Here is a 21,828-nt window from a genome sequence, read left to right as displayed (position 1 = left end):
ACAGTTTTCATTGATTTTCCAACCTTATAATACAATGATAATAACACAATTTATCGTTTCACACACGGGTTACAAGGCTGAAAAATAATAAAAAGATTAACTTCAAGTTCCATATCTTATCACAATGTACGTTTTTTGGTAAAACGAAACATTTTCTTTTTTATTTCTCATTTTTTGAAATAGTATAATAATTAGAGGGTTGTAATTTGTGAAGAAACGAAACGATAAAAAAGATGCCTATGTTACTAGGCACCTTTTTCATTCTTACACTGGTTCGATTTCTGTTTTTTGTGTTTCGAATGTTACGCCAACGATGTGAACATTCACTTCTTTTGGCTCAAGCCCTGTCATTGTAAAGAGTGCTTGGCGGATGTTGTCTTGAATCTTTTGTGCAACAACTGGAATTGCTACACCAAAATACATCACAACATAAAGGTCAACGATAATATCTTCGTTTGCTAATTCAACCTTTACACCTTTACCATGATTTTTCTTACCTAACTTCTCAACAACATCTGTAGCAAAATTACCACGCATTGCCGCTACGCCTTCTACCTCAGCAGCTGCAATACCTGCGATTACTTCAATTACTTCTGGTGCAATTTCTACTTTACCAAGAGTTGTATCTTGACCCATATCTAACATATGTTCAGCCATGAAAAAAACCTCCTTTAATGTATCACTGCGTCACAAGTTCATGCTCTTCCAAAAATTTCGTATTAAACTCACCTTTTACAAAATCAGGATGATCTAACAATTGCAAATGGAACGGGATTGTTGTATGTACGCCTTCAACGACAAACTCACTGAGTGCACGCTTCATTTTTGCAATTGCCTCTTCACGTGTTTTTCCGTGAACAATTAATTTAGCAACCATCGAATCATAGAAAGGTGGGATTGAATATCCCGGATATACAGCTGAATCGACGCGAATACCAAATCCGCCTGGTGGTAAGTACATTTCTACTTTACCTGGAGATGGCATAAATTTTTTGGCAGGGTTTTCCGCATTAATTCGGCATTCAATTGCCCAACCATTAAATTGTACTTCTTCTTGCTGTAACGATAACTTTTCTCCAGAAGCAACAAGAATTTGTTCTTTAATTAAGTCTACCCCTGTTACCATTTCAGTAACTGGATGCTCAACTTGGATTCTCGTATTCATCTCCATGAAATAAAAGCTTTTCGTTTTATATTCATAAATAAACTCAACCGTACCAGCACCTGTATAATCAACCGCTACCGCCGCTTTAACTGCCGCCTCACCCATCTGCTTACGCACATTTTCATCAAGTGCTGGTGATGGACTTTCTTCTAGTAGTTTTTGCAAGCGGCGCTGAATTGTACAATCACGCTCTCCTAAATGAATGGCATTTCCGTGTGTATCTGCCATTATTTGAATCTCAACATGGCGGAAATCTTCAACGTACTTTTCTAAGTATACACCAGGGTTCCCAAAAGCGGTACTAGCTTCTTGCTGTGTAATTTGAATTCCTTTTACAAGCTCTTCTTCATGGCGCGCAACACGAATACCTTTTCCGCCGCCACCTGCAGTCGCTTTAATAATAACAGGATATCCAATTTGATTCGCAAGTTCGATCGCTTCTTCGGTATTTTTAATAATTCCTTGTGAACCTGGTACAATCGGAACCCCTGCTTCTTTCATTGTATCACGAGCAACGTCTTTTGTGCCCATCTTTGAAATAGCTTCTGGACTTGGACCGATAAAAATTAAGTTACACTCACGGCATAATTCTGCAAAATCTGCATTCTCTGCTAAAAATCCGTATCCCGGATGAATTGCATCGCAGCCTGTTAACTTCGCAACACTAATAATGTTCGTCAAATTTAAATAGCTTTCTTTCGAAATCGTTGGTCCTACACAATACGCCTCATCAGCAATTTGTACGTGAAGTGACTCTTTATCTGCTTCTGAATAAATTGCGACTGTTTCAATATCCATTTCTTTACAAGCACGAATAATTCGTACAGCAATTTCCCCACGATTGGCTATTAATACTTTTTTTATCATCACAAAGACTCCCTTATTACGCTTTTACAAGAAATAGCGGTTGTCCATACTCAACAAGCTGTCCGTTATTAACAAGAATCTCAACAATTTCTCCATCTACATCTGCATCGATTTCGTTAAATAACTTCATAGCCTCGACAATACATACGATAGAATCTTTCGATACTCTATCCCCTACACTTACATATGGAGGCGTATCAGGAGAAGAAGAAGAATAGAATGTACCTACCATTGGTGATGTAATTTTATGTAGGTTTTCATTCTGAACAGCTTTTTTCTCTTCTTGTTTTGGCACTTCCACTTGCGCTGCCGCTACTGTTGTTTCAACTTCAACAGGTGCTACTGGTTGCACGGCTTGTTTTGCTACAGGTGCTTGCACCGCAACAACTTCATTACCACGCTTTTTCATTTTGATTGTCGTACCATCTTTTTTGTATTCAAATTCATCAATATTAGAGCTATCAATTAATTTAATTAATTCACGAACTTCTTGAATTTTAAACATGTAAAATCCACTCCCATACTCTTGTTTGTCCCGTTTTTACAGATTTCTCGTCACTAAAAACTAGATTGACTGTAAAAATACGATGCACTCTATTAGATCCTGCATTTCATTTACTAATAGAAATAGTTACTATTTCCATCTTACGATAAATTTTTTAAACATTCCAATTTATATTTCTTTATAATAAATCGAAATTCCTGTAAAAATGTTATCCCAATAAAAATTTAATACCTAGTAATAATACCAAGTTTCATATGAAATTGGCAAGACCACTTCCTAAAAAACATCCACTACTTATTCAAAACTGTACACAGTAACCCCCTACTCCCTCTCTACTCTTCGCCACATCTATAGTCAATAACGTATTTTTACCAAATATTATTTTTTTGTTTACACGTCGTTCATCATTCCTTCATATAAGAATAGTATGTTCAAAGTGTAGAAAATATATTGTATCGAGGTGTGGACATATGATATGGCTCATTCTCTTCTTACCTGCCGTAATGGTCTGGGCATTCGTTCTCTTCATCCACGTCAAATCTGGAAAAAGTAATCACCGCTACCATGAACCACTAATCTTTTACTCACAGCGTATTTCTCCGTTCCGAGTTGAACATAGTAAAAACAATTACAAAGACGAAACAGAAAAAAGCTATCGAAAATGATAGTTTTTTTCTATTATTATTTTTACCCCAATGATTAAAGTTTCACTTTATCTAACTATTTTCAAACAATCCGAGTCTTAAAAACGAATAATCCGCGGAGGATTTCCCCGCGGATTATTCGTTTTATTTTGTTGGTGGATCAAATTTTACACCTACATCTTTTGATCCGCCTTCACTTCTTACAAGTTGTATAATTTTATTCGCTTCTTTTTGTGAATGTTTTGCTGCTTTTACAGTCACTTTAATGTCAGTTCCATCAGCTCTTACAAGGGCATCCTTATATCCACCTTGAGATTTAATTACTGTCTCAAGTAATTCTTGCTTCGTTTCCATTGTCGTAATGGCATCAAAATTTTCTTTCGCTTTATTTTTTTCTGTTGCTGAAGCTTTTGTTGAACTCATCACTTCTTGTAATTTTGCTTTTTGTTCACTTCGCTGATCTTCCATTTGCATACGTAACGCTGTAAAATTCTCATCACTTGATTGAACTGTTACGTTAGCTTCTTTTTTACTTGTTTCTTTTGTAGCACTCTCTTTTTTATCTGTTTCTTTGTTTGTTTCTTTATTTGATGTTTCCTTGCTTGTATTCTCTTTTTTTGGCGTTTCTTTAGGTGCTTCATTTGTTACTGCTTTATCAGTACCTTGTTTTTCTTGTCCAATCTTTTCACCTGTTGTCGGCGATGCTGTATTCATTTTTTCTGGAGTTGTTACGTAATACACAGATAGTACAACAACTAAACTCAACATCGTTAATAGCCAAACCGTTTGTTTTTTTAACACTTTATTTCCTCCCTATCAATTTTTCGGTGATACTGAAACGCGATGGGCTGGTACATCTAGCAGCCGTATGACAGCTTCTTTTACCATCGCTTTAACTTGTATATTATCCACTCCCTTTGCTACAACAAGAACACCTCGCACTTTCGGTTTCTCTGTTCGTAAAACAACGGGAGTTTCTTTATCCCCTTCACGTATAATGACTGTCTTTTCATCAAGAGACTCATCTTCTACTTCCCTCTTGCCACCTGTTTTATCTGTTTCACCTGTTGTTTGTGAACGTTTCACTGTATTTTTTTCTAATATTTTTTCCTCTGATGAGTCCAAATTCACATTAATCGTTACATCTTTTACTCCTGCTATTTCTTCTAAGGCTGCTTTTAATTCTTGCTCATACGCTTTTTCATATTTTTCTACATTTGACATATTATCATTATTTTTTTGTCCAAAAGTTGGTACGTCTTTTTCTTGGTTTTGAGTTTTTTGTTCTTTAAATACAGGTACTTCTTCTTTTTTACTTGAAAAAAAACTACTAGAAAACATAAGCAACATTCCAAGTATGAGTAGGACAAGTAAGAACTTAGGTGTTACCTTTTTTCCCTTCTCATTACTTTCTTTTTCATCTCCATTCAATAAGTTTCGAAAAAATGAGAACTTCGAATTTTTATCTTTATTGTCCATTTACTCTACCTGTCCTCCCTTCCATTTGAACTTGGATTTGTTTATTCTCTAGTTGCCACCTGCTTGAAAAGAAGTCTTTCATTTCTCCATTCGTTTCCTCTACTTTTTTCGGTGGTTCTTTCGTGTTAATTTCAACTGGTTTTACAGTTTCGATTGCATCATTTTTACTACGCTCTTTTTCTTTCAACGTCACAACAACAGATTGAATATCTTTCGCTGACTTTACTTCCGCTGTGCTTTCCGCTGCGACTATTTGTATTTCAGAGACTGACATACCATACTGTTTCTCAAACTCTTTTCCTACTTCTTTTTTCATTTTGGTAGCCATCTCTTCTAAACTATATGCACGTGTTAGAGCTTGTATTTCTTTTTTCTTCGAATCTATTGAATTTTTTACGGATCCTTCTGCTACGTACTTCTCTTCATTAAAATTTGCGATTACTTCATTTACATCTGTTTGCAATAGTTTAAATAGAGGCGTTAAAATTAAAACAACTAATAATAGACTTACAACGAATTTAACGTACTTTTGCAAATTAGAATTTGGAAGAATAAGATGAAGCATTGTCGCTAAGAGCAAAAAAACGATAATATTTCGAATCCACTCTGTAACAAATTGCATACTCTTCACCTCCTACCGCATCATAAGTGTAATATTCCCCGCAGCAATAATAATTGTGATACTTAAAAAGAACATAAACGATACGATAGCTAAGCAAGCAAATACATAAATAATGCTCCGTCCAATGATATCTAAACATTGAATAATTGCTCCGCCGCCAACTGGTTGCAATACTGCTGCTGCGAACTTATAAATAAATGCTATGCAAAAAATTTGAATCGCTGGAAAAGCGACAATTAAACATAGAATGACGAGTCCGATAATTCCGACTGTGTTTTTTAATAATCCCGACGCACTAATAACTGTATCCGCCGCCTCTGTAAACATTCTTCCTACTACGGGAATAAAGTTTCCTGTTACAAATTTAGCTGTTTTTACAGCAATTCCATCAGCAACAGCTGTCGCTGTTCCTTGTACAGATAATACGCCTAAAAAAATCGTTAAAAAGATACCGATAATCCCGACGCTAACGTTTTGCAGAAGCTTGGACAATTTCGTAACTTTATATTGATCACTCATCGTACTTACAATACTTAATATCGTTGCAAGTAATAAAAGTGGTAGAACGATATAATTCATCAAAAGCCCACTCGTATTCATTAAGAAGATGATAATCGGATGAAAAAACGATACGGATACAACACCACCGCCTGTCGCTATGAGTGCAAGCAAGATAGGCAATAACGCTAATATGAAATCTACCATTGTTTGTATCGTTTCTCTTGCATATGTCATAACGACATAAAAGCTATTTAAAGCGAAAATAATCAGTACCATATATACAACCGCATCGGCAATTTTACTTACGCTACTCTTTGAAAATGCCGATTGCAGTGATTGCAATAATGCACTAAAAATTGTGAGCATAATGAGCGTTCCAAGTAGTTTCCCATTTGCAACAAGCTCGTGAAATAAGTACTTTAATAAACCTAGCATCCACTCTTTTATAGAAATTTCTTTTTCTCCCTTTACAAACTCCATAAAGCTACCTTTTTGACTCTCTGGTAAGTAACCTCCATATTTTGTAACAAGCCCGTCCCAAAATTGCTTCACATCTTCAATTCCGAGCTTATCCAATTGTTGATCAACGACGTTTGTCTCTACAGGAGAAGCTTGTACAACAACCGGTAAAGAAAAGAAAAGGAAGCAAGCAAATAGCAGCTTAGCTCCAAACCCCCTCAACATTCACTCCCCCTTATCCCGTCGGTAAAAATCCGAGAATAGTTTCAATTACAACCGTCAAAATAGGGATCGCCATAACGAGAATTAAAATCTTTCCAGCTAATTCAATTTTCGAAGCGATTGCCCCCTGCCCTGCATCCTTTGTAATTTGCGCTCCAAACTCAGCGATATAAGCAATCCCAATAATTTTTAGCAACGTTTCTACATATACGTTGCTAACTTTCGCTTCACTCGCTACTCTCTCAATCATTTGTAAAATAGCGTGAATTTGATCAATTAAAAGAAGGAACATTACGCTACCTACGAACACAATAAATAATGACGTAATGCTAGATTTATGCTGATTCAATACAGCTGCTAAAAACGTAGCAACGAGGCCTAATCCGACAATTTGTATAATTTCGATTCGAACCGCCCCCTTTACTGGAAGAGAAAGACACTTTTAATCTTGTCGAATAGTGTATTAATTAAAAATGCGACATGAAATAAAATAACGACAAAACCGACGAGGATAACCCAATTTGCAATATCCTCACGCTTTAATTCTTTTAGTACAGTATGAATGAAAGCTAAAACAATGCCGATTCCGGCGATTTGAAATATTAATCCAACATCAATGGACATCGCCTTTCTCCCCCCTATAGCAGTAAAATTACGATAAGTAGCCCCGCTAGTACTCCTAAGCTCTTAATCATCTTTTCATATTGCAGTTGTAATGCTTTCGCTTCTTCTTCTTCTCTCTCTAAATGTGTAATACATAAGCGAATATGTTTTTGTTGTGATTCACGATCATGTTGTCCGAGCGTTTCACCAAATTGCTGCAAAATCTCATACTCCGTTTGTTGAAATGCTGTTAGCTTCCAATTTTCTTTCAAACTATCTATCCAAGCTTCTCTAACTGTTTGTTCTCCACTTTCTAGCCTGCTAGCGAAACTTTGAAATATCCAATTTAACGGCTTCGGCATTTGTTTCACTAATCGCTCAGCGGCTTCAGACAACGGTGTATGCCCATACATAATTTCTGCCTCTAATGATTGCAGTGCCGCTTTTAATAATCTAAGTTGCCTCGGTCTCTCACTGTATCTTTTGGCGTATGAAAACCCGAAAAAGGTGCTGACCGCAACGATTAACACTGCACCAAATATTTTCACCATACGCCCTCAGCCTTTCTATGAGGTAATACCGGTTTTCCATATTTATCTTTCACTTGCATAACTGTTCCTGGCCCTCTTGCTTTTGACAATTCCACAAACCTATCAAAAATGCCGAGCTCTAGCACTGCCTTTAATGATGGGCGTTTCACAACATCATCATAGGAAAATCCATGTGCACTTATAAAAAGCTGAACCCCTGCATGTACAGCCTCCATAATTGCTTCACTATCTTCTTTACGCCCAATTTCATCCACAATTAATATATCTGGGCTCATAGAACGGATCATCATCATCATTCCTTCAGCTTTTGGACATGCATCTAACACATCTACTCGTGTGCCAAAGTCATATTGCGGGATGCCTTTCACACAGCCAGCAATTTCTGACCGTTCATCAACAATCCCGACTTTACAAGAAGGAATTTCCGAAGTACTTACACCTTGACTCATGCAACGCGCTACATCTCTTAAAAGTGTTGTTTTCCCCGTTTGTGGCGGGCCAATTACCATCGTGTTTAACCATCGTGATTCATACAAATACGGTAAAAGCGGTTCAGCAATTCCTATTTTTTGACGAGCAATACGAATATTAAAAGAAGAGACATCTCGAATCATTTTCACTGTGCTTTTTTCTGTAATGACTTTTCCTGCTAGGCCTATTCTATGCCCACCTCGAAGTGTCACATACCCACGCTTTAATTCTTCTTCCATCGTATAAATTGAGAAGTGACTTAACTTATTCAATAAGTAAATAGCATCATCTGCTGTAACGACATAGTCATAAAAAAACACTTCACCATGAGCAATACACTCTAGCGGTCTTCCAATTCGAACACGGATTTCCTCTAGAGCATCGTACTGCTTACAACTTTCCACTAACTGCTTCATCGTTTTCGGTAAAACTTCTAATACTTCTTTCATCAGCTTCGCCCCACTATACTCGACTTACTTATTTCAACAACGCGATAAAAATGCAGCCAATTCCAAGCGTTAAAAAAAAGAGTTTCAAGAAAGAAATCTCGCTTGCCACACTCGCTATACCTATTGTCATTGTTAAAATTAATACGGTCGGTCCAACAAACGCCAACATACTATTTATAAACAATGCTTTCTTTGCATCATTCACATAGAGCATAAGCAAAGCAGCAAATATTTCCGCACTACCTGAAAATAATCGAAGCGCTCCCATAACAAGCACGGATGTTTCCATTGCCGCTAGCCACTGTTTCATTCTCCCACCCTCTCCCATAACGGTTACTAGTGCTGCACTCCAAAAAAGAATATATTTGTACAACCATATGCAGAGGTTGTCTATTTCAGAATTAAAAACATAATTTTTATCTACCGCCTATAATAATTTGAACATTCTTAATAATTATGGTATTTTATGGTATATTTATTGAAAAGGAGGGAAAATGATGCAACGAGTTACTTTATTACCACTCGATTTCCGGTATGCAAATGTGATTTTCAAGCTATCAAGTGATCCACATGTAAAAAACGCATTAGGAATAAAAGTAGAAACAATCGAAGACACGAAAGCATTCCTTCTTTTCGCCATAGAAGAAGAACGCCAAAAGAAGTCTTTATCGAGAGTGATTGTAAATGAAGAGAATGAAATAATTGGTCTCACCACACTTAAACATATTAATTACGAGAAGAAACAATCTCACATTGGTAGTTGGCTCGGCTATCCGTACTGGGGAAAAGGATATAATGAGGCTGCTAAAAAAGAAATTTTTAAGATTGCTTTTTTAGACTTACAACTTTCCTACGTATTTGCTGGTGCTAAAACGAATAATATTCGCTCGTTAAAAGCACAAGAAAAACTCCCTTATATTTCATTGCATGTGGAAAACAAGTTTCCAGATGAACACGCTACGCTAGAGAAAGAAGTAAAGTCACCTTGCTCTCTACATGTCGTGTCACGTAAAAATTTTTTAAACTGGTTGGAATTACAGGGTGAGGAGGAAAAATATGAAGAGATTAAAAATTAGTTTAACAGTCGTAGTAGAAGTAGCTCTTATTTATCTTTTTTCATCATTGGTCGGCTGGTCATTCATGGAGGCCTTTTTTCTTGGTAGTTTAGCAATATTCGGGGCAATTTGGCTCATTGCTTTAAATATAAATCAAAATAACAACATTGATCACACTATATATAAAACAGGTACGGTAAAACCTTTTCAAATGACATGGGGTCCTTACACAACAGGTGCTGCTAGTCTTACAGCTTTCAGTTTTATAATAACTACTATTTATTATTTGCCCTATTTTCTATAAAAAAAGCACTCGTGATAATCACGAGTGCTTTTCTACTATGCACGAGAAACGTATTTACCTTCACCAGTGTTGATGATAAGTGTTTCGCCTTCGTTAATGAAGATTGGTACTTGTACAACAAGGCCAGTTTCTAATGTAGCTGGTTTTGTTACGTTAGAAGCAGTATCACCTTTAATACCTGGCTCTGTTTCTGTAACTTGTAATTCAACTGTGTTTGGAAGTTCAACACCAAGTACTTCGCCTTGGTAAGTCATAATAGATACTTCCATGTTTTCTTTTAGGAATTTAAGCTCGCGCTCGATTTGTTTTTCACCAAGTTCGATTTGCTCATAAGTTCCGTTATCCATAAATACGTGAGACTCACCGCTTGCGTATAAGTATTGCATACGACGGTTTTCGATGTGTGCTTTTTCCACTTTCTCACCAGCACGGAATGTTTTCTCTTGAACAGAACCTGTGCGAAGGTTACGTAGTTTAGAACGAACGAATGCAGCACCTTTACCTGGCTTTACGTGTTGGAAATCAAGTACTTGCCAAAGGCCATTATCCACTGCAATTGTTAAACCTGTACGAAAATCGTTTACTGAAATCATGTAAAAAAATCCTCCTGTGTATTACAAAATAATAAGTTCTTTTGGTGATTTCGTAATTACTTCATTACCTTCACTTGTCACAATGATATCATCTTCAATACGTACGCCGCCAATACCTGGAATATAAATACCTGGCTCTACTGTTACAGCCATACCTGGTTCAAGCACTGTATCAGAACGGAATGCTAAACCTGGTGCTTCATGGATTTCAAGACCGATTCCATGACCAGTAGAATGTCCGAAGTATTCACCGTATCCTTTTTCCGTTATGTAATCACGCGTTAACGCATCCGCTTCACGGCCAGTTAAACCAGCTTTAATACCGTTCACACCACGTAATTGTGCTTCTAAAACGATATTATAAATTTCTTTCAATTTATCAGATGGTTCACCAACTGCAATCGTACGAGTAATATCAGAGCAATATCCTTTGTAATAAGCGCCGAAGTCTAATGTAACGAAATCTCCTGTTTCTATCACTTTTTCAGATGCCACGCCGTGCGGTAATGCCGAACGAAGACCTGAAGCAACGATAATATCAAACGAAGAAGATGTTGCTCCTTGTTTTCTCATGAAAAATTCAAGTTCATTTGACACTTCAATTTCAGATACTCCCGGGCGAATGAATGATAGAATATGTTCAAAGGCAGCATCTGCAATCTGTGCAGCTTCCTTTAATATCTTAATCTCTGAATCAGTCTTTATCAAGCGTAACTTTTCTACAAGCCCAGAAGTTGGGACAAATTCAGCATCAATCGCTTCTTTATGAGCTGAATAAGAACTATATGTAAGAGTATCTTGCTCAAAGCCAAGCTTTTGAATTCCTAATTCTTTCACTTGCTTTGCAACTTCATCAATAATTAATCCTGCATGCTGTACAATTTCGTATCCAACCGCTTGTTTAGTAGCCTGCTCTACGTAACGGAAATCTGTAATAAATTGAGCGCGATTTTTCGAAATGAGTACAACACCAGCTGTTCCTGTGAAGTTAGCCATATATCTACGACTATGTTCATTTGTTAACAAAATACCGTCAATACCAGCCTCATCAAATGCACTTCTTAATCTTTCGATTTTCTCCATTACTTTATGCCTCCCTCAATTTCTCCATTAATGCAAATAACGCTAACTTATAGCCATAAAAACCAAATCCAACAATTTGTCCCGCACAAACAGCTGCCGTCACAGATTCGTGACGGAACGACTCACGCTGATGAATGTTAGAAATATGTACTTCAATAACAGGAATCGAAATGCTTGCAATTGCATCTCGAATCGCATAGCTATAATGCGTAAATGCTCCAGGATTTAAAATGATCCCTTCATATATATCTTCCGCCTCATGAATACGATCGATAATCGCACCTTCATGATTCGATTGGAAACATTCTAACTCCACTCCCATTGTTTCTGCTTCTTGCTTCATATCTGCTTCAAGTGTCGCTAGCGTGCCCTTTCCATATACATTTACCTCCCTGACACCGAGGCGATTTAGGTTAGGACCGTTTACGAGGAGTACCTTTTTCATATGTTTAAAACTCCTTAATATTAAATATCTATATAACATTTTAACATAGGAGTTACTTATTTGAATAGTTTGTCTTCTCTTCTCCTTCTCGCCCAGCTTTATTTGTATTTACTGCATAGGAAACAGAGTACGCTATAAACACACCATACAATATAAAAATGCATATCGTCGTCACAATTGTTTCTTTCGGTAAATGGAGTGCACTTTTAATAGCAGGCGCTATTAACCCCACTCCGAAAAATAGTAACGCCCACCAAAATAGACCATAAATCATCCCTGGAAGAACTCCTTCAAACTTTGCCAAAAACGCTTTATACAAAAAGGCAATTAAAATCGAAAGTAGTCCCATACAAACAATTCCTGACACATTTCCCCATACCCCTTCTTTCCAACTTCCAAAGGCAAATGGTAATAATAAATAGTTCGGTCCCGCTTCTGTAAATGAAAATATATGGAAGAAATACCATATCCCTCCCCAAAACAGTCCACCAAATAAACCAATTTGTACAAAATTCCTTGTTCCTAATTGTTCTTGACTCACATCGACACCTCCGCTCAATAGTATGCCCGAAACTATTTTGAACCATGTTTAAATACTGCGAAATTTGTCTATAAAAAGAATAAGAAATGTCCGACTCTCGTAACATTTTTCCTTGTCATCTACTTGTATTTGTCGATAAAATAAAGGAAACTCGGTGATTGTCTTATTTCAAAACGACAGAACCCAGTATGACAATTGCCTCTTTTTCTACATAAGAGAGAAACAAATACAGGTTGGTGTTAACATGGCAGAAGAGTCAAAACAAATATATGGCGGGCAAGCAGTCATAGAAGGAGTTATGTTTGGCGGTAGAGAATATACTGTTACAGCGGTTCGTCGTAAAGATAAATCGATTGAATTTTATCGATTACCACGCGTTCGTAATAAAGCATTATCTATCCTGAAAAAAATTCCATTTTTACGAGGGATTGCCGCTATTGTGGATGCAAGCGCGAACGGGGCAAAACATTTAAACTTTGCTTCAGAACGATTTGATGTTCACCCAGAAGAAGATGAACAAATTGCAAATAAAAAAGAAGAACAATCGAAGTTAACGATGGTATTAGGAGTTGCAGCAGTTGGCGTTTTATCTTTCATATTCGGTAAAGTCATTTTCACAGCAGTTCCTGCATTACTAGCTGAATTAACGAGACCGATTTTCCCATCTCATACAGGGCAAATCATTGTCGAAAGTGTCATTAAGCTCATGCTATTATTGAGCTATATATACTTTATTTCTTTAACGCCACTCATTAAGCGGGTATTTCAGTACCATGGTGCGGAGCATAAAGTCATTAATGCCTATGAGAATAATCTTTCATTGACTGTAGAAAATGTTCAAAAACAAACTCGCCTTCATTATCGTTGTGGCAGTAGCTTCATTATATTTACAGTCATTATTGGAATGTTTGTTTATTTCCTTGTCCCTACAGATCCACTTTGGGCCAGAGTGGTAAACCGAATTTTATTAATTCCAGTCGTTCTCGGTATTTCTTTTGAAGTGTTACAATTTACGAATCGATTACGCGATATTCCAGTATTACGCATACTTGGATATCCCGGATTATGGCTACAACTATTAACAACGAAAGAACCAACAGATGATCAAGTGGAAGTAGCCATTGCATCGTTTGAAGAATTATTACGTTTAGAAAACAAACAATAATTATTTAAAAATGGTGTTCAACTCCTTTCCTCATCGTTAATATACTAATTTTAATATATGTTTTTAGGAGGTGTTCCTTATGAACGGTCGTTCGTTTACTTTCGCTATATTTGTGCTTATTATCGGATTAGCAATATTCGGCCTTGTTTCATCTGTCATTACAGATCCAATGGGAGTGTTAAGAAATATTGGTATCATGTTGGCTGTCGTTGGTATCTTTTATTTACTCTACAAAATGTTTACAAACTCTAGCGGTTCAGCAAATTCGCAAAGCTCATATAAGCGTGCTGCAAAACAATCGAGCCGCAAACACGGGAAACAAAACGTAGCACCCCTAAGCAATTCTTTCTTTAAATCAAACGCTTCTAATGACAAAGGGAAAAAAGGGAATCTTTCTTCTTTAAAGCGAAAAAGAAAACAATCTCATTTAACTGTCATTGAAGGTAAAAAAAACAAAAAGAAAGACCGTGCTTCCTTTTAGGAAATACGGTCTTTCTTTATATTTTGCAGTACTTCTTTCAAGCTTTTATCTTTCATACTTTCAATTCGAAGATGATGATTTGCAAATGGTAAATTACGTGTCACATCATTAGGTACAACGACGCACGTTAACCCTGCTGCAATCGCTGCTTTCAATCCGTTTAACGAGTCTTCAAATACAACAGCCTCAGACGGATCAATCCCTAAATCTTCTATCGCAATTTGATAAAGTGCTGGATCTGGTTTTACCTTTTCAACATCTTCTCTCGTTTTAATAACTTCAAAATAATCTCGAATTTGTAGCTCTTCTAAAAAAGGAATCACCCATTCTCTAGATGAACTAGATGCTAACGCGATTTTTAATCCCATTTCTTTCGCTTCTTGTAAGTATTCTTTTACCCCGTCACGAGCTTCTGGTGTTTTCATTTTTTCTTTATGTAAAATTTTCACTTTTTCTTTTAATGCATGCTTGTTAAACTTCTCTTTTAATTGCTCATTTAAATATGCATACAGTACATCATCTGTCGTTCCAATACACTTTGCAAATTCTTCTAAAGGTAACTCCCCACCGTACTCACGAACGGCGTCTCTAAAAGAGTGAAACCATATTGTTTCTGTGTCCACAATTAATCCATCAAAATCAAAAATAATTGCTTTCATAATTCTCCCATCCTTTTCGATTGAAATAAAAAAGGAAACGACTTACGTTCCCCTTAATTACTTTTCTCTTCATTTGCTTTTTGAACGCCACGAAGTGTTTCCACTCGAACCTCATCTTGTTCAAAGTATTGCACTAAATCACCAATGCGATCAATTGCTTCCCAGCTTAAATGATGTTCAATTCCTTCTACATCATTGTAAATCTTACTTTCATCCACACCGATAATACGCATAAATTGCTCTAACAATTCATGACGATATACGAGACGTTCTCCGATTTTTTTACCTTTTGATGTTAATACAAGCCCTCTATATTTTTCATAAATTAGATATTCATCTTTGTCTAATTTTTGCACCATTTTTGTTACAGAGGATGGATGTACACTAAGCGCTTCAGCAATATCAGATACGCGGGCATAACCCTTTTCATCAATCAACAAATAAATTTGTTCAATATAATCTTCCATACTAGGGGTAGGCATCGGTTTCCTCCATCCAATTTCATTTTGCTCATTCCGTACGAAGCAATCAATAAAATGATACACCAGAAAGAATAACGTGACAAGTTGAAAACAAGCCTAAATATATAAAACAAAAAGAATCTGTATTTGCATACAGACTCCTCTTAAGTGAAGTATTGTATTTCTGCATCAGGAAAAAACTCATGTATATAACCTCTTATTGTTTCTTCTAATACTGCTGCGTCATCTTTTTTATATACGTATTTCCCAATGCCGTACCGTCCCCATTTATATTTTCGCTTCTCTTCATCCATTTCAAGCTTTGTATTCGGATAACGCTCTTGTATGACCTTTTTTGCAGGTTTTGTAAAGCGATGTTGAATTAATTCAAATGTTAAATTCGGTATCGACAAATCTTTTAATGCATTATACAGTCGCTCAAATAGTTCACGATATCCTTCTTCCCATCCTTCATGCATATAAAGCGGCGCAACTATAAAACCAAGCGGATAACCCGCGCCTGCTACTTTACGAGCCGCTTCAATTCGTTCTTCAAACGGTGACGTCCCTGGCTCAAAATTTTTAATTACATACCGTGAATTAATACTAAACCTGAAACGAGTTTTCCCGTTATGTTTTGCATCTAACAAATGATCAACGTGCGAATATTTCGTAACGAAACGTAAACGCCCATGCTCACTTTCTCCAATGAATTCGATCGCGCGCTTTAATGCATGTGTTAAATGATCGATCCCAACGATATCTGATGTACAAGCAGCTTCAAACCTTGTTATTTCAGGTGCTCTTTCATCCATATATTGCTGTGCCTTCTCAAATATTTCATCAAGATTCACATACACGCGAACGTAAGGCTTACTCCCAAGTGTCGTTTGCAAGTAACAATAATGACAATGTCCCATACATCCTGTTGCGAGCGGAATTGCATATTCAGCTGACGGCTTTGACGTATCAAACTTTAATGTCTTCCTCACCCCAACGACAAGCGTTGCCTTTGCATTACGATACTTTTGCAAATCATTTTCACCCGGCAAATTTCTAATTTGATTATGGGATGTCGTTTCACGAATCTCTAGTCCCATCTTCGTAAACTTCTCATACAGCTCTTTTCCAAGTGGATATTCCAGTGCCTTCGGTTCAAAGTAAACGAGTTTTGGCATAAATGGTTTCATATGCTTCCCTCCTCTCGTTAGTATGGGAAACGATGAAAAATTAACACGCATTAAAGTTTTCCACGTTTTAACAGCCCTTCAAAAGGCTGTTTTTCTTCTGTATAATTTTACAAATTGAAAAATTTCATAAAGAAAATAAGAAAAATGCAAAATAATTAAAGTTAATTGTTGACGTGATGCTTTTATTATCGGTATCATAAATCTTCGTGAGCAATTATTTTTCGTTATACGATTTTTTATTATTACTGAATTTTTGAGAGGAGAAATTAGATGTCAGTTAAGAAGAAAACGCAAGTACGCACCGGCAAAATGGTACGTGAACTAATGTTAGCAGACGAAGATGTAAGTGCTTCGCTAATTATGGTATATAGTGAAAACGGTGTAAACGCAGAAATTAAAATCGAGGGCTTAACGCCGAAATGTAACGAAGAATTATTTTTGAGCGGAAACGTGGATTGGAACAAGAGTGTTATTTATAAAATTGTTGATTTCACTGGAAACGCTGAAGTTGGTAAAGTTACATTAACAGCGATGAACAAAAATAATGTTTCTCTAGAAATAGAACGCGTTATGTGGAGTAAAGAAAATAAAGAGGCTGCTGAACAAGAAGAAACAGTTGTAGAAGCTACTCCGAAAAAAGAAGTAATTGTAGAAGCTCCAAAAGCAGTTACACCTGCTCCAAAGACTGTTACACGTGTGGAAACACCTGCTACAGCACCAACACCTAAGCCTACTCCGGCACCGACACCGAAGCCAGTAAGTGTAGAAGCAGCTGTAGAATTATCTACTCCAGCACCTGTGAAACGAGAAGTACCAACTCCGGTTACAAAGCAAGAGACAGCACCGGTCGCGCCTGCAAAACCGAAGCAACCTGCTTTGACTGAAACAAATTCAAAACTACAAGAAAATTATGTGAAACTCGTGAAAAAGACAATTGAAGTTTGTCAAGATTACGAGCTTGGCATCGACATAGATGATTCTATTGAAGGCTTAAAAGAAGAACTACAAAGCCAAGGTATTAGCGTTACATTTGACAAAGAAATTATGGACGTTGTCAATCGCCTTCGTTCTTTACAAGATAAAGGAATCAAAGTAGAAAAAGTACTTAATTTACTATAAAAAAATAAGAGGCGGCAATTGCCACCTCTTATTTTTTATAATTCCATTCTTTACTTTCATACTTTTCTTTTGCTAACGTTTGCACTTCATGTAATTGTTCTTCTGTTAATTCATACGGAACAAGCTCTACATCTAATCCTTTTTCAAACCCAACCTCAAACGCTTTAATTAACTGCTCGATTGTAAACGTACGGTCTGTTAATTCATTAATTGCTACCGCCTTAGATGAGAACATACTCTTCATGCGTTCTTTCACACGTTCATTCGGGAATAAAAACAGATCATATAACTCATCTAAATCTATTTCTAATGGAATCGACCCGTGCTGTAAAATAACACCTTTTTGACGTGTTTGCGCACTACCTGCGATTTTTCTTCCTTCTACTACAATTTCATACCAAGACGGTGCATCAAAACATACGCCTGAGCGTGGATTTTTCAAATTTTCACGATCTGCTTCTGTTTTTGGAACTGCATAATACGCTTCTAACCCTAATGCTTTAAAACCATCTAATAAACCTTGCGAAATAACACGATACGCTTCTGTAACTGTTTTTGGCATATTTGGATGATCTTCAGACACAATAACACTGTACGTTAATTCTTTATCATGTAGTACACCCCTGCCGCCTGTTTGACGACGAACGAATCCATATTTCTTTTCGTTAACTACATCCATATTAATATCTTTTTCAACACGCTGGAAATATCCGACTGTTAATGTTGGTACTTCCCATTCATAAAAGCGAATAGTTGGTGGCATTTTCTTTTCACTTTGCCAATTTAATAAACATTCATCTAACGCCATATTAAATGCCGGTGAACATTGACCAGAGTTAATATAACACCATTTTTCTTTTCCCATCCTGCACCTCATATAACCAATTATTTTTCACATTCTCTAGTCTACCAAATTCGACAAAATTTGTGAAAGAATACGAAATTTCTTCTTATATACAAATGAATCTGTTGCATAAATACATATGGGCATTATAATATTGAAAGTAGGATAAGAAAAAAGGGAGCGATAGAATCGTGTCAACAACTTGGATTATTTTATTAGCCGTAATCGTAGCGTTCATCGGTTACACTGTATGGATGTATTTCTATCAGAAGAAATTAATTACAACACTTTCAGAAGAAGAGTTTCGCGCTGGCTACCGTAAAGCACAGCTTATCGATATTCGCGAAGCAGACGAATATACTGCAGGGCATATTTTAGGCGCACGTAACATTCCGTTATCACAAATTCGCCTTCGTCATAAAGAACTTCGTAAAGATCAACCAATTTACTTATACTGCCAAAGCGGATTCCGTACTGGTCGTGCGGCTCAATACTTAAAGAAACAAGGCTACAAAGATTTCTACCAATTACAAGGTGGATTCAAAACGTGGACTGGAAAAATTAAAAAGAAATAATAACATACAAAAACTAGCTGAATGATTCAGCTAGTTTTTCATTTGAAAACTTTCCACGTTATTCTCACACATTTTGACAAAACTTCTTTTATAAACGCAAAAAAGACCCCTATCATTCTCACGCCCGAATAAAAAGGTTACGCGAATAACAGAAGTCATATTTATAACATAGTTTGTGAAAAGCTTTTCAGGTCAAGATTTTTTCATTCTTATTATTTTCCCTTTATAATAAGGAAAGAGGTGATACATATGGCCAATATAAAACAAATTGCAAAAACCGCTGGTGTATCCATATCAACTGTTTCCCGCGTCCTAAATAATCACCCTTACGTAAAAGAAGAAAAACGTAAGCGTGTTCTAGATGCTGTTGAAGAATTGAACTATGCGAAAAATATAAATGCTATTCATTTAATAAAGGGAAAAACATATACAATCGGTGTTATGCTCCCTTTCATTAACCTTCCATACTTCAGTACCATTATTGAAGGTATCGGCAACGAAGCGTTAGCAGCTGGATATCACATTAATTTATGTCAAACGAATTACGATAGTATCGAAGAAATTCGTGTTCTTGAAATGATGAAAATGAAACAATTCGACGGGATGATTATTTGCTCTCGAACGAGTTCATGGGAACAAATTGAACCTTTCGCAAAATTTGCTCCTATTATTTCATGCGAAAAAATGAAGCACCCCCTCATTTCATCTGTCTACGTAGATCATTATGAAGGCTTCCGTCTCGGCACCGCCTATTTACTCAATAAAGGCCATGAAAAAATCGGGATTTGTTTAGCAAGAAAAACAAGTGTAAATTCCATGGAACGTGAAAAAGCGTTTGCTGATACACTTCGTAACGAAGGCAAAACGTTACATCCCGAATGGATTTTTCATCAATGCTATACAATGCAAGACGGTGCACAAATACTCCATCGTATTTTAAACATGAAAAATCGTCCAACTGCTATTTTTACAGCGAACGATCAAGTTGCAGCTGGTTTATTAACAGAGGCTCGCAAGCAAGGTCTTCGAATACCCGAAGACCTTGCTATCCTCGGATTTGATAATCATGAAATTTCAAAGGCGTTAGAAATTTCAACAATTGAACATCCCGGTCTCGAAATGGGCTCACATGCGTTTTCTTTATTCCATAAACAAATCCAAAGCGAGCAAATTATCGGGAACGCAAAAGAGCTTTCATTCCATTTAATTGAACGAGATACTGTCTAATAAGAGCGTTACCTATAGCGCTCTTTTTCAGCTCTTCACCTATTGACTTTATATTTTTACTTGCATATAATGAACCTAACGAACGGTAGGTAGGGGATGAAAATGACAGCAAACCGCATTAAAGCTGTAGCACTTTCTCATTTCGCACGCTACGGCTACGAAGGAACTTCATTAGCAAATATTGCTCAAGAAGTCGGGATTAAAAAACCATCAATTTACGCACACTTTAAAGGAAAAGAAGAGCTATATTTTATATGCTTAGAATCCGCTCTTCAAAAAGACTTACAGAGCTTCACAGGCGATATCGAAAAGTTTTCCAATTCGTCTACTGAAGAATTGCTCTTACAGCTACTAAAGGGCTATGCAAAACGATTTGGTGAAAGTGAAGAATCAATGTTTTGGTTACGCACTTCTTATTTTCCGCCTGATGCATTTCGCGAACAAATTATTAATAAAGCAAATGTACACATTGAAAACGTCGGAAAACTTTTATTCCCTGTATTTAAAAGAGCAAGCGAACAAGATGAGTTGCATAACATTGAAGTAAAAGACGCCTTAGAGGCTTTTCTATGCTTACTTGACGGTCTTATGGTTGAACTACTATACGCAGGTTTAAATCGTTTTGAGACACGTTTAGACGCTTCTTGGAAAGTATTTTGGCGTGGACTTTCAAACTGACGGATTGCTCCTTTGCAATGCGTCGTTTTTAAGCCCTTTACCTAACGACTGGTAGGAAGGAGAAATGACATATGGCATGGATTTATGTAATCTTAGCTGGTATTATTGAAATCTTTTGGGTAATTGGATTAAAACACGCGGAGGCTCCACTTGAATGGGCTGGTGTCGCGTTATTAATTACAATTAGTTTCGTCTTATTATTTAGAGCTTATAAAGATTTACCTGTTGGTACTGTATACGCAGTCTTCACTGGAATTGGAGCTGGTGGAATCGTTCTTACAGAAATTTTCGTTTTCGGAGAGCCATTCTCTATCGTAAAAGTATTATTAATTGGTTTAATCTTCTTCGGCGTAATTGGTTTAAAACGAGTAACAGAAGAAAAAGAAGCGAAGGAGGCCGCATAAAATGGCTTGGGTATTTTTAATTCTAGCTGGTATTTGTGAAATTATTGGTGTACTCTTTATGAAAGTAGCCACTGAAAAGAAAGGCTGGGCACCAAAAGTTATTTTAATCGCTAACTTCGGCGTAAGCTTCTTCTTCTTATCCCTAGCGATGAACACATTACCGATGGGAACTGCTTACGCGATTTGGACTGGAATCGGAACTGCCGGAAGTGCACTTCTAGGCATCCTTATTTTCCGCGAATCAGCGGATTGGCGTCGTCTTGCTTTCTTAAGCTGCATTCTATGCGGCGCTGTTGGCTTAAAACTATTAAGCTAACGTGAGGTGAATGTCATGTGGAAAGAAAAAGGGAAGCAACTGTTAGCATGGATCACGCTTAGTATCGTCGTTCTATTACAGATTTTCCGAATAGGAAAGCCCACTACGGTGCGATAGTACCCCCTTTAGGGGTGGGATGATAGTGAGGTC

At 36.8% G+C, this 21,828-nt stretch carries 31 protein-coding genes and 1 pseudogene; 12 read left to right on the top strand and 20 right to left on the bottom strand.

Annotation, left to right across the window (positions count from 1 at the left end; genetic code table 11):
- Window positions 1-264: 264 nt before the first annotated feature.
- From PDQ68_RS26025 to accB, 3 genes are read right to left on the bottom strand one after another with little or no spacing between them, the layout of a single operon-like run.
- A complete protein-coding gene (locus PDQ68_RS26025) occupies window positions 265-657 on the bottom strand; it encodes an Asp23/Gls24 family envelope stress response protein (RefSeq protein ID WP_000807630.1) in 393 nt (130 codons plus the stop codon).
- A 22-nt stretch (window positions 658-679) separates the two neighbouring features.
- On the bottom strand, window positions 680-2,032 hold the full coding sequence (gene accC / locus PDQ68_RS26020) for an acetyl-CoA carboxylase biotin carboxylase subunit (RefSeq protein ID WP_000592876.1): 1,353 nt from the start codon (window positions 2,030-2,032) through the stop codon (window positions 680-682).
- A gap of 16 nt (window positions 2,033-2,048) precedes the next feature.
- Complete coding sequence (accB, locus tag PDQ68_RS26015) at window positions 2,049-2,537, bottom strand: acetyl-CoA carboxylase biotin carboxyl carrier protein (protein WP_000472870.1); 489 nt, start codon at window positions 2,535-2,537, stop codon at window positions 2,049-2,051.
- 470 nt (window positions 2,538-3,007) lie between these two features.
- Between accB and PDQ68_RS26010 the strand changes: the two genes are divergently transcribed.
- A complete protein-coding gene (locus tag PDQ68_RS26010) occupies window positions 3,008-3,202 on the top strand; it encodes a hypothetical protein (RefSeq protein ID WP_033678013.1) in 195 nt (64 codons plus the stop codon).
- Window positions 3,203-3,325: 123 nt separating this feature from the next.
- On the opposite strand, the gene PDQ68_RS26005 is transcribed toward PDQ68_RS26010, so the two are convergent.
- The 9 genes from PDQ68_RS26005 to PDQ68_RS25965 are packed head-to-tail and all read right to left on the bottom strand — an operon-like array spanning window position 3,326 to window position 8,848.
- Complete coding sequence (locus PDQ68_RS26005) at window positions 3,326-3,982, bottom strand: SpoIIIAH-like family protein (RefSeq protein ID WP_000914730.1); 657 nt, start codon at window positions 3,980-3,982, stop codon at window positions 3,326-3,328.
- Between the two features lie 15 nt (window positions 3,983-3,997).
- Window positions 3,998-4,660, bottom strand: a complete 663-nt coding sequence (gene spoIIIAG, locus PDQ68_RS26000) for a stage III sporulation protein AG (RefSeq protein WP_000368876.1) — start codon at window positions 4,658-4,660, stop codon at window positions 3,998-4,000.
- Complete coding sequence (spoIIIAF, locus tag PDQ68_RS25995) at window positions 4,650-5,282, bottom strand: stage III sporulation protein AF (RefSeq protein ID WP_001161050.1); 633 nt, start codon at window positions 5,280-5,282, stop codon at window positions 4,650-4,652. The genes spoIIIAG and spoIIIAF overlap by 11 nt, the downstream gene beginning before the upstream one ends.
- A 12-nt stretch (window positions 5,283-5,294) precedes the next feature.
- Window positions 5,295-6,467, bottom strand: coding sequence for a stage III sporulation protein AE (spoIIIAE, locus tag PDQ68_RS25990; protein WP_000943695.1), 1,173 nt, complete (start codon window positions 6,465-6,467; stop codon window positions 5,295-5,297).
- A 10-nt stretch (window positions 6,468-6,477) separates the two neighbouring features.
- Window positions 6,478-6,861 carry a stage III sporulation protein AD gene (gene spoIIIAD / locus PDQ68_RS25985; RefSeq protein WP_077317075.1) on the bottom strand — a complete coding sequence of 128 codons (384 nt, stop codon included), beginning with the start codon at window positions 6,859-6,861 and terminating at the stop codon, window positions 6,478-6,480.
- Between the two features lie 23 nt (window positions 6,862-6,884).
- A complete protein-coding gene (spoIIIAC, locus tag PDQ68_RS25980) occupies window positions 6,885-7,088 on the bottom strand; it encodes a stage III sporulation protein AC (RefSeq protein WP_000020914.1) in 204 nt (67 codons plus the stop codon).
- 14 nt (window positions 7,089-7,102) lie between these two features.
- Window positions 7,103-7,618, bottom strand: coding sequence for a stage III sporulation protein SpoIIIAB (gene spoIIIAB / locus PDQ68_RS25975; RefSeq protein WP_000238697.1), 516 nt, complete (start codon window positions 7,616-7,618; stop codon window positions 7,103-7,105).
- Window positions 7,612-8,538 (bottom strand): stage III sporulation protein AA, encoded by a 927-nt coding sequence (gene spoIIIAA / locus PDQ68_RS25970; protein ID WP_016718462.1) that lies wholly within the window; start codon window positions 8,536-8,538, stop codon window positions 7,612-7,614. The genes spoIIIAB and spoIIIAA overlap by 7 nt, the downstream gene beginning before the upstream one ends.
- A 28-nt stretch (window positions 8,539-8,566) precedes the next feature.
- On the bottom strand, window positions 8,567-8,848 hold the full coding sequence (locus PDQ68_RS25965) for a YqhV family protein (protein ID WP_000816052.1): 282 nt from the start codon (window positions 8,846-8,848) through the stop codon (window positions 8,567-8,569).
- 187 nt (window positions 8,849-9,035) lie between these two features.
- On the opposite strand from PDQ68_RS25965, the gene PDQ68_RS25960 reads away from it, so the two are divergent.
- Window positions 9,036-9,614 (top strand): GNAT family N-acetyltransferase, encoded by a 579-nt coding sequence (locus tag PDQ68_RS25960; protein ID WP_016718463.1) that lies wholly within the window; start codon window positions 9,036-9,038, stop codon window positions 9,612-9,614.
- Window positions 9,595-9,897 (top strand): hypothetical protein, encoded by a 303-nt coding sequence (locus tag PDQ68_RS25955; RefSeq protein ID WP_016718464.1) that lies wholly within the window; start codon window positions 9,595-9,597, stop codon window positions 9,895-9,897. Before PDQ68_RS25960 ends, PDQ68_RS25955 begins: the two co-directional genes overlap by 20 nt.
- A gap of 35 nt (window positions 9,898-9,932) precedes the next feature.
- Here PDQ68_RS25955 and efp read toward each other — a convergent pair whose 3' ends face one another.
- The 4 genes from efp to PDQ68_RS25935 are packed head-to-tail and all read right to left on the bottom strand — an operon-like array spanning window position 9,933 to window position 12,559.
- Complete coding sequence (efp, locus tag PDQ68_RS25950; RefSeq protein WP_000626512.1) at window positions 9,933-10,490, bottom strand: elongation factor P; 558 nt, start codon at window positions 10,488-10,490, stop codon at window positions 9,933-9,935.
- A gap of 21 nt (window positions 10,491-10,511) precedes the next feature.
- The gene (pepQ, locus tag PDQ68_RS25945; RefSeq protein WP_000411052.1) at window positions 10,512-11,573 is read right to left on the bottom strand and encodes a Xaa-Pro dipeptidase; all 1,062 of its coding nucleotides are present in this window, start codon (window positions 11,571-11,573) and stop codon (window positions 10,512-10,514) included.
- 4 nt (window positions 11,574-11,577) lie between these two features.
- The gene (aroQ, locus tag PDQ68_RS25940; protein ID WP_000757087.1) at window positions 11,578-12,018 is read right to left on the bottom strand and encodes a type II 3-dehydroquinate dehydratase; all 441 of its coding nucleotides are present in this window, start codon (window positions 12,016-12,018) and stop codon (window positions 11,578-11,580) included.
- Window positions 12,019-12,070: 52 nt separating this feature from the next.
- Window positions 12,071-12,559 (bottom strand): YqhR family membrane protein, encoded by a 489-nt coding sequence (locus PDQ68_RS25935; protein ID WP_061184057.1) that lies wholly within the window; start codon window positions 12,557-12,559, stop codon window positions 12,071-12,073.
- Between the two features lie 244 nt (window positions 12,560-12,803).
- Between PDQ68_RS25935 and PDQ68_RS25930 the strand changes: the two genes are divergently transcribed.
- A complete protein-coding gene (locus tag PDQ68_RS25930; RefSeq protein WP_000807112.1) occupies window positions 12,804-13,724 on the top strand; it encodes a DUF1385 domain-containing protein in 921 nt (306 codons plus the stop codon).
- A gap of 79 nt (window positions 13,725-13,803) precedes the next feature.
- Window positions 13,804-14,205: an SA1362 family protein gene (locus tag PDQ68_RS25925; RefSeq protein WP_001014446.1), complete on the top strand. Its 402-nt coding sequence runs from the start codon at window positions 13,804-13,806 to the stop codon at window positions 14,203-14,205.
- Here the strand turns inward: PDQ68_RS25925 and PDQ68_RS25920 are convergent.
- The 3 genes from PDQ68_RS25920 to splB form a co-directional block, all read right to left on the bottom strand.
- Window positions 14,202-14,864, bottom strand: a complete 663-nt coding sequence (locus tag PDQ68_RS25920; RefSeq protein ID WP_000643921.1) for an HAD family hydrolase — start codon at window positions 14,862-14,864, stop codon at window positions 14,202-14,204. The genes PDQ68_RS25925 and PDQ68_RS25920 overlap by 4 nt on opposite strands.
- Window positions 14,865-14,917: 53 nt before the next feature.
- Window positions 14,918-15,346 carry a transcriptional regulator MntR gene (mntR, locus tag PDQ68_RS25915; protein WP_001143076.1) on the bottom strand — a complete coding sequence of 143 codons (429 nt, stop codon included), beginning with the start codon at window positions 15,344-15,346 and terminating at the stop codon, window positions 14,918-14,920.
- A 143-nt stretch (window positions 15,347-15,489) separates the two neighbouring features.
- Window positions 15,490-16,515: a spore photoproduct lyase gene (gene splB / locus PDQ68_RS25910; protein ID WP_000802119.1), complete on the bottom strand. Its 1,026-nt coding sequence runs from the start codon at window positions 16,513-16,515 to the stop codon at window positions 15,490-15,492.
- Between the two features lie 270 nt (window positions 16,516-16,785).
- Between splB and PDQ68_RS25905 the strand changes: the two genes are divergently transcribed.
- Complete coding sequence (locus PDQ68_RS25905) at window positions 16,786-17,634, top strand: hypothetical protein (RefSeq protein WP_000111937.1); 849 nt, start codon at window positions 16,786-16,788, stop codon at window positions 17,632-17,634.
- Between the two features lie 28 nt (window positions 17,635-17,662).
- Here the strand turns inward: PDQ68_RS25905 and PDQ68_RS25900 are convergent, their stop codons facing one another.
- Window positions 17,663-18,499, bottom strand: coding sequence for a lipoate--protein ligase family protein (locus PDQ68_RS25900; RefSeq protein ID WP_000514079.1), 837 nt, complete (start codon window positions 18,497-18,499; stop codon window positions 17,663-17,665).
- Window positions 18,500-18,669: 170 nt separating this feature from the next.
- Between PDQ68_RS25900 and PDQ68_RS25895 the strand changes: the two genes are divergently transcribed.
- The 6 genes and pseudogenes from PDQ68_RS25895 to PDQ68_RS25870 all read left to right on the top strand — a co-directional run.
- Entirely contained in the window at window positions 18,670-19,053 is a 384-nt protein-coding gene (locus PDQ68_RS25895) for a rhodanese-like domain-containing protein (protein WP_270787067.1), read from the top strand.
- Between the two features lie 249 nt (window positions 19,054-19,302).
- Window positions 19,303-20,280 (top strand): LacI family DNA-binding transcriptional regulator, encoded by a 978-nt coding sequence (locus PDQ68_RS25890; RefSeq protein ID WP_001273961.1) that lies wholly within the window; start codon window positions 19,303-19,305, stop codon window positions 20,278-20,280.
- Between the two features lie 96 nt (window positions 20,281-20,376).
- The gene (locus PDQ68_RS25885) at window positions 20,377-20,958 is read left to right on the top strand and encodes a TetR/AcrR family transcriptional regulator (RefSeq protein ID WP_003267456.1); all 582 of its coding nucleotides are present in this window, start codon (window positions 20,377-20,379) and stop codon (window positions 20,956-20,958) included.
- A gap of 71 nt (window positions 20,959-21,029) precedes the next feature.
- Window positions 21,030-21,362 carry a DMT family transporter gene (locus tag PDQ68_RS25880; protein ID WP_000312349.1) on the top strand — a complete coding sequence of 111 codons (333 nt, stop codon included), beginning with the start codon at window positions 21,030-21,032 and terminating at the stop codon, window positions 21,360-21,362.
- A gap of 1 nt (window position 21,363) precedes the next feature.
- On the top strand, window positions 21,364-21,678 hold the full coding sequence (locus PDQ68_RS25875; RefSeq protein ID WP_000312623.1) for a DMT family transporter: 315 nt from the start codon (window positions 21,364-21,366) through the stop codon (window positions 21,676-21,678).
- A gap of 15 nt (window positions 21,679-21,693) precedes the next feature.
- Window positions 21,694-21,762: pseudogene (locus PDQ68_RS25870) on the top strand (DUF3975 family protein); the annotation flags it as partial.
- Window positions 21,763-21,828 lie beyond the last annotated feature (66 nt).

The sequence above is a fragment of the Bacillus cereus group sp. Bc010 genome (assembly GCF_027716745.1).
GTDB lineage: Bacteria > Bacillota > Bacilli > Bacillales > Bacillaceae_G > Bacillus_A > Bacillus_A pacificus.
This window is presented reverse-complemented; position numbering and strand designations above follow the sequence as displayed.

What these genes read in the sequence shown, in the direction of transcription:
- PDQ68_RS25965 (WP_000816052.1), bottom strand. Translation starts at nt 8,848, where the DNA reads ATGAAACAGTGGCTAGCGGCAATGGAAACATCCGTGCTTGTTATGGGA.
- PDQ68_RS25960 (WP_016718463.1), top strand. Translation starts at nt 9,036, where the DNA reads ATGCAACGAGTTACTTTATTACCACTCGATTTCCGGTATGCAAATGTG.
- mntR (WP_001143076.1), bottom strand. Translation starts at nt 15,346, where the DNA reads ATGCCTACCCCTAGTATGGAAGATTATATTGAACAAATTTATTTGTTG.
- spoIIIAG (WP_000368876.1), bottom strand. Translation starts at nt 4,660, where the DNA reads ATGGACAATAAAGATAAAAATTCGAAGTTCTCATTTTTTCGAAACTTA.
- accB (WP_000472870.1), bottom strand. Translation starts at nt 2,537, where the DNA reads ATGTTTAAAATTCAAGAAGTTCGTGAATTAATTAAATTAATTGATAGC.
- spoIIIAA (WP_016718462.1), bottom strand. Translation starts at nt 8,538, where the DNA reads ATGAAAGAAGTATTAGAAGTTTTACCGAAAACGATGAAGCAGTTAGTG.
- PDQ68_RS25900 (WP_000514079.1), bottom strand. Translation starts at nt 18,499, where the DNA reads ATGGGAAAAGAAAAATGGTGTTATATTAACTCTGGTCAATGTTCACCG.
- spoIIIAB (WP_000238697.1), bottom strand. Translation starts at nt 7,618, where the DNA reads ATGGTGAAAATATTTGGTGCAGTGTTAATCGTTGCGGTCAGCACCTTT.
- efp (WP_000626512.1), bottom strand. Translation starts at nt 10,490, where the DNA reads ATGATTTCAGTAAACGATTTTCGTACAGGTTTAACAATTGCAGTGGAT.
- PDQ68_RS25885 (WP_003267456.1), top strand. Translation starts at nt 20,377, where the DNA reads ATGAAAATGACAGCAAACCGCATTAAAGCTGTAGCACTTTCTCATTTC.
- spoIIIAF (WP_001161050.1), bottom strand. Translation starts at nt 5,282, where the DNA reads ATGCAATTTGTTACAGAGTGGATTCGAAATATTATCGTTTTTTTGCTC.
- PDQ68_RS25925 (WP_001014446.1), top strand. Translation starts at nt 13,804, where the DNA reads ATGAACGGTCGTTCGTTTACTTTCGCTATATTTGTGCTTATTATCGGA.
- accC (WP_000592876.1), bottom strand. Translation starts at nt 2,032, where the DNA reads ATGATAAAAAAAGTATTAATAGCCAATCGTGGGGAAATTGCTGTACGA.
- pepQ (WP_000411052.1), bottom strand. Translation starts at nt 11,573, where the DNA reads ATGGAGAAAATCGAAAGATTAAGAAGTGCATTTGATGAGGCTGGTATT.
- PDQ68_RS26010 (WP_033678013.1), top strand. Translation starts at nt 3,008, where the DNA reads ATGATATGGCTCATTCTCTTCTTACCTGCCGTAATGGTCTGGGCATTC.
- PDQ68_RS25930 (WP_000807112.1), top strand. Translation starts at nt 12,804, where the DNA reads ATGGCAGAAGAGTCAAAACAAATATATGGCGGGCAAGCAGTCATAGAA.
- PDQ68_RS25875 (WP_000312623.1), top strand. Translation starts at nt 21,364, where the DNA reads ATGGCTTGGGTATTTTTAATTCTAGCTGGTATTTGTGAAATTATTGGT.
- PDQ68_RS25905 (WP_000111937.1), top strand. Translation starts at nt 16,786, where the DNA reads ATGTCAGTTAAGAAGAAAACGCAAGTACGCACCGGCAAAATGGTACGT.
- splB (WP_000802119.1), bottom strand. Translation starts at nt 16,515, where the DNA reads ATGAAACCATTTATGCCAAAACTCGTTTACTTTGAACCGAAGGCACTG.
- spoIIIAE (WP_000943695.1), bottom strand. Translation starts at nt 6,467, where the DNA reads ATGTTGAGGGGGTTTGGAGCTAAGCTGCTATTTGCTTGCTTCCTTTTC.
- spoIIIAC (WP_000020914.1), bottom strand. Translation starts at nt 7,088, where the DNA reads ATGTCCATTGATGTTGGATTAATATTTCAAATCGCCGGAATCGGCATT.
- aroQ (WP_000757087.1), bottom strand. Translation starts at nt 12,018, where the DNA reads ATGAAAAAGGTACTCCTCGTAAACGGTCCTAACCTAAATCGCCTCGGT.
- PDQ68_RS25890 (WP_001273961.1), top strand. Translation starts at nt 19,303, where the DNA reads ATGGCCAATATAAAACAAATTGCAAAAACCGCTGGTGTATCCATATCA.
- PDQ68_RS25955 (WP_016718464.1), top strand. Translation starts at nt 9,595, where the DNA reads ATGAAGAGATTAAAAATTAGTTTAACAGTCGTAGTAGAAGTAGCTCTT.
- PDQ68_RS25880 (WP_000312349.1), top strand. Translation starts at nt 21,030, where the DNA reads ATGGCATGGATTTATGTAATCTTAGCTGGTATTATTGAAATCTTTTGG.
- PDQ68_RS26025 (WP_000807630.1), bottom strand. Translation starts at nt 657, where the DNA reads ATGGCTGAACATATGTTAGATATGGGTCAAGATACAACTCTTGGTAAA.
- PDQ68_RS25920 (WP_000643921.1), bottom strand. Translation starts at nt 14,864, where the DNA reads ATGAAAGCAATTATTTTTGATTTTGATGGATTAATTGTGGACACAGAA.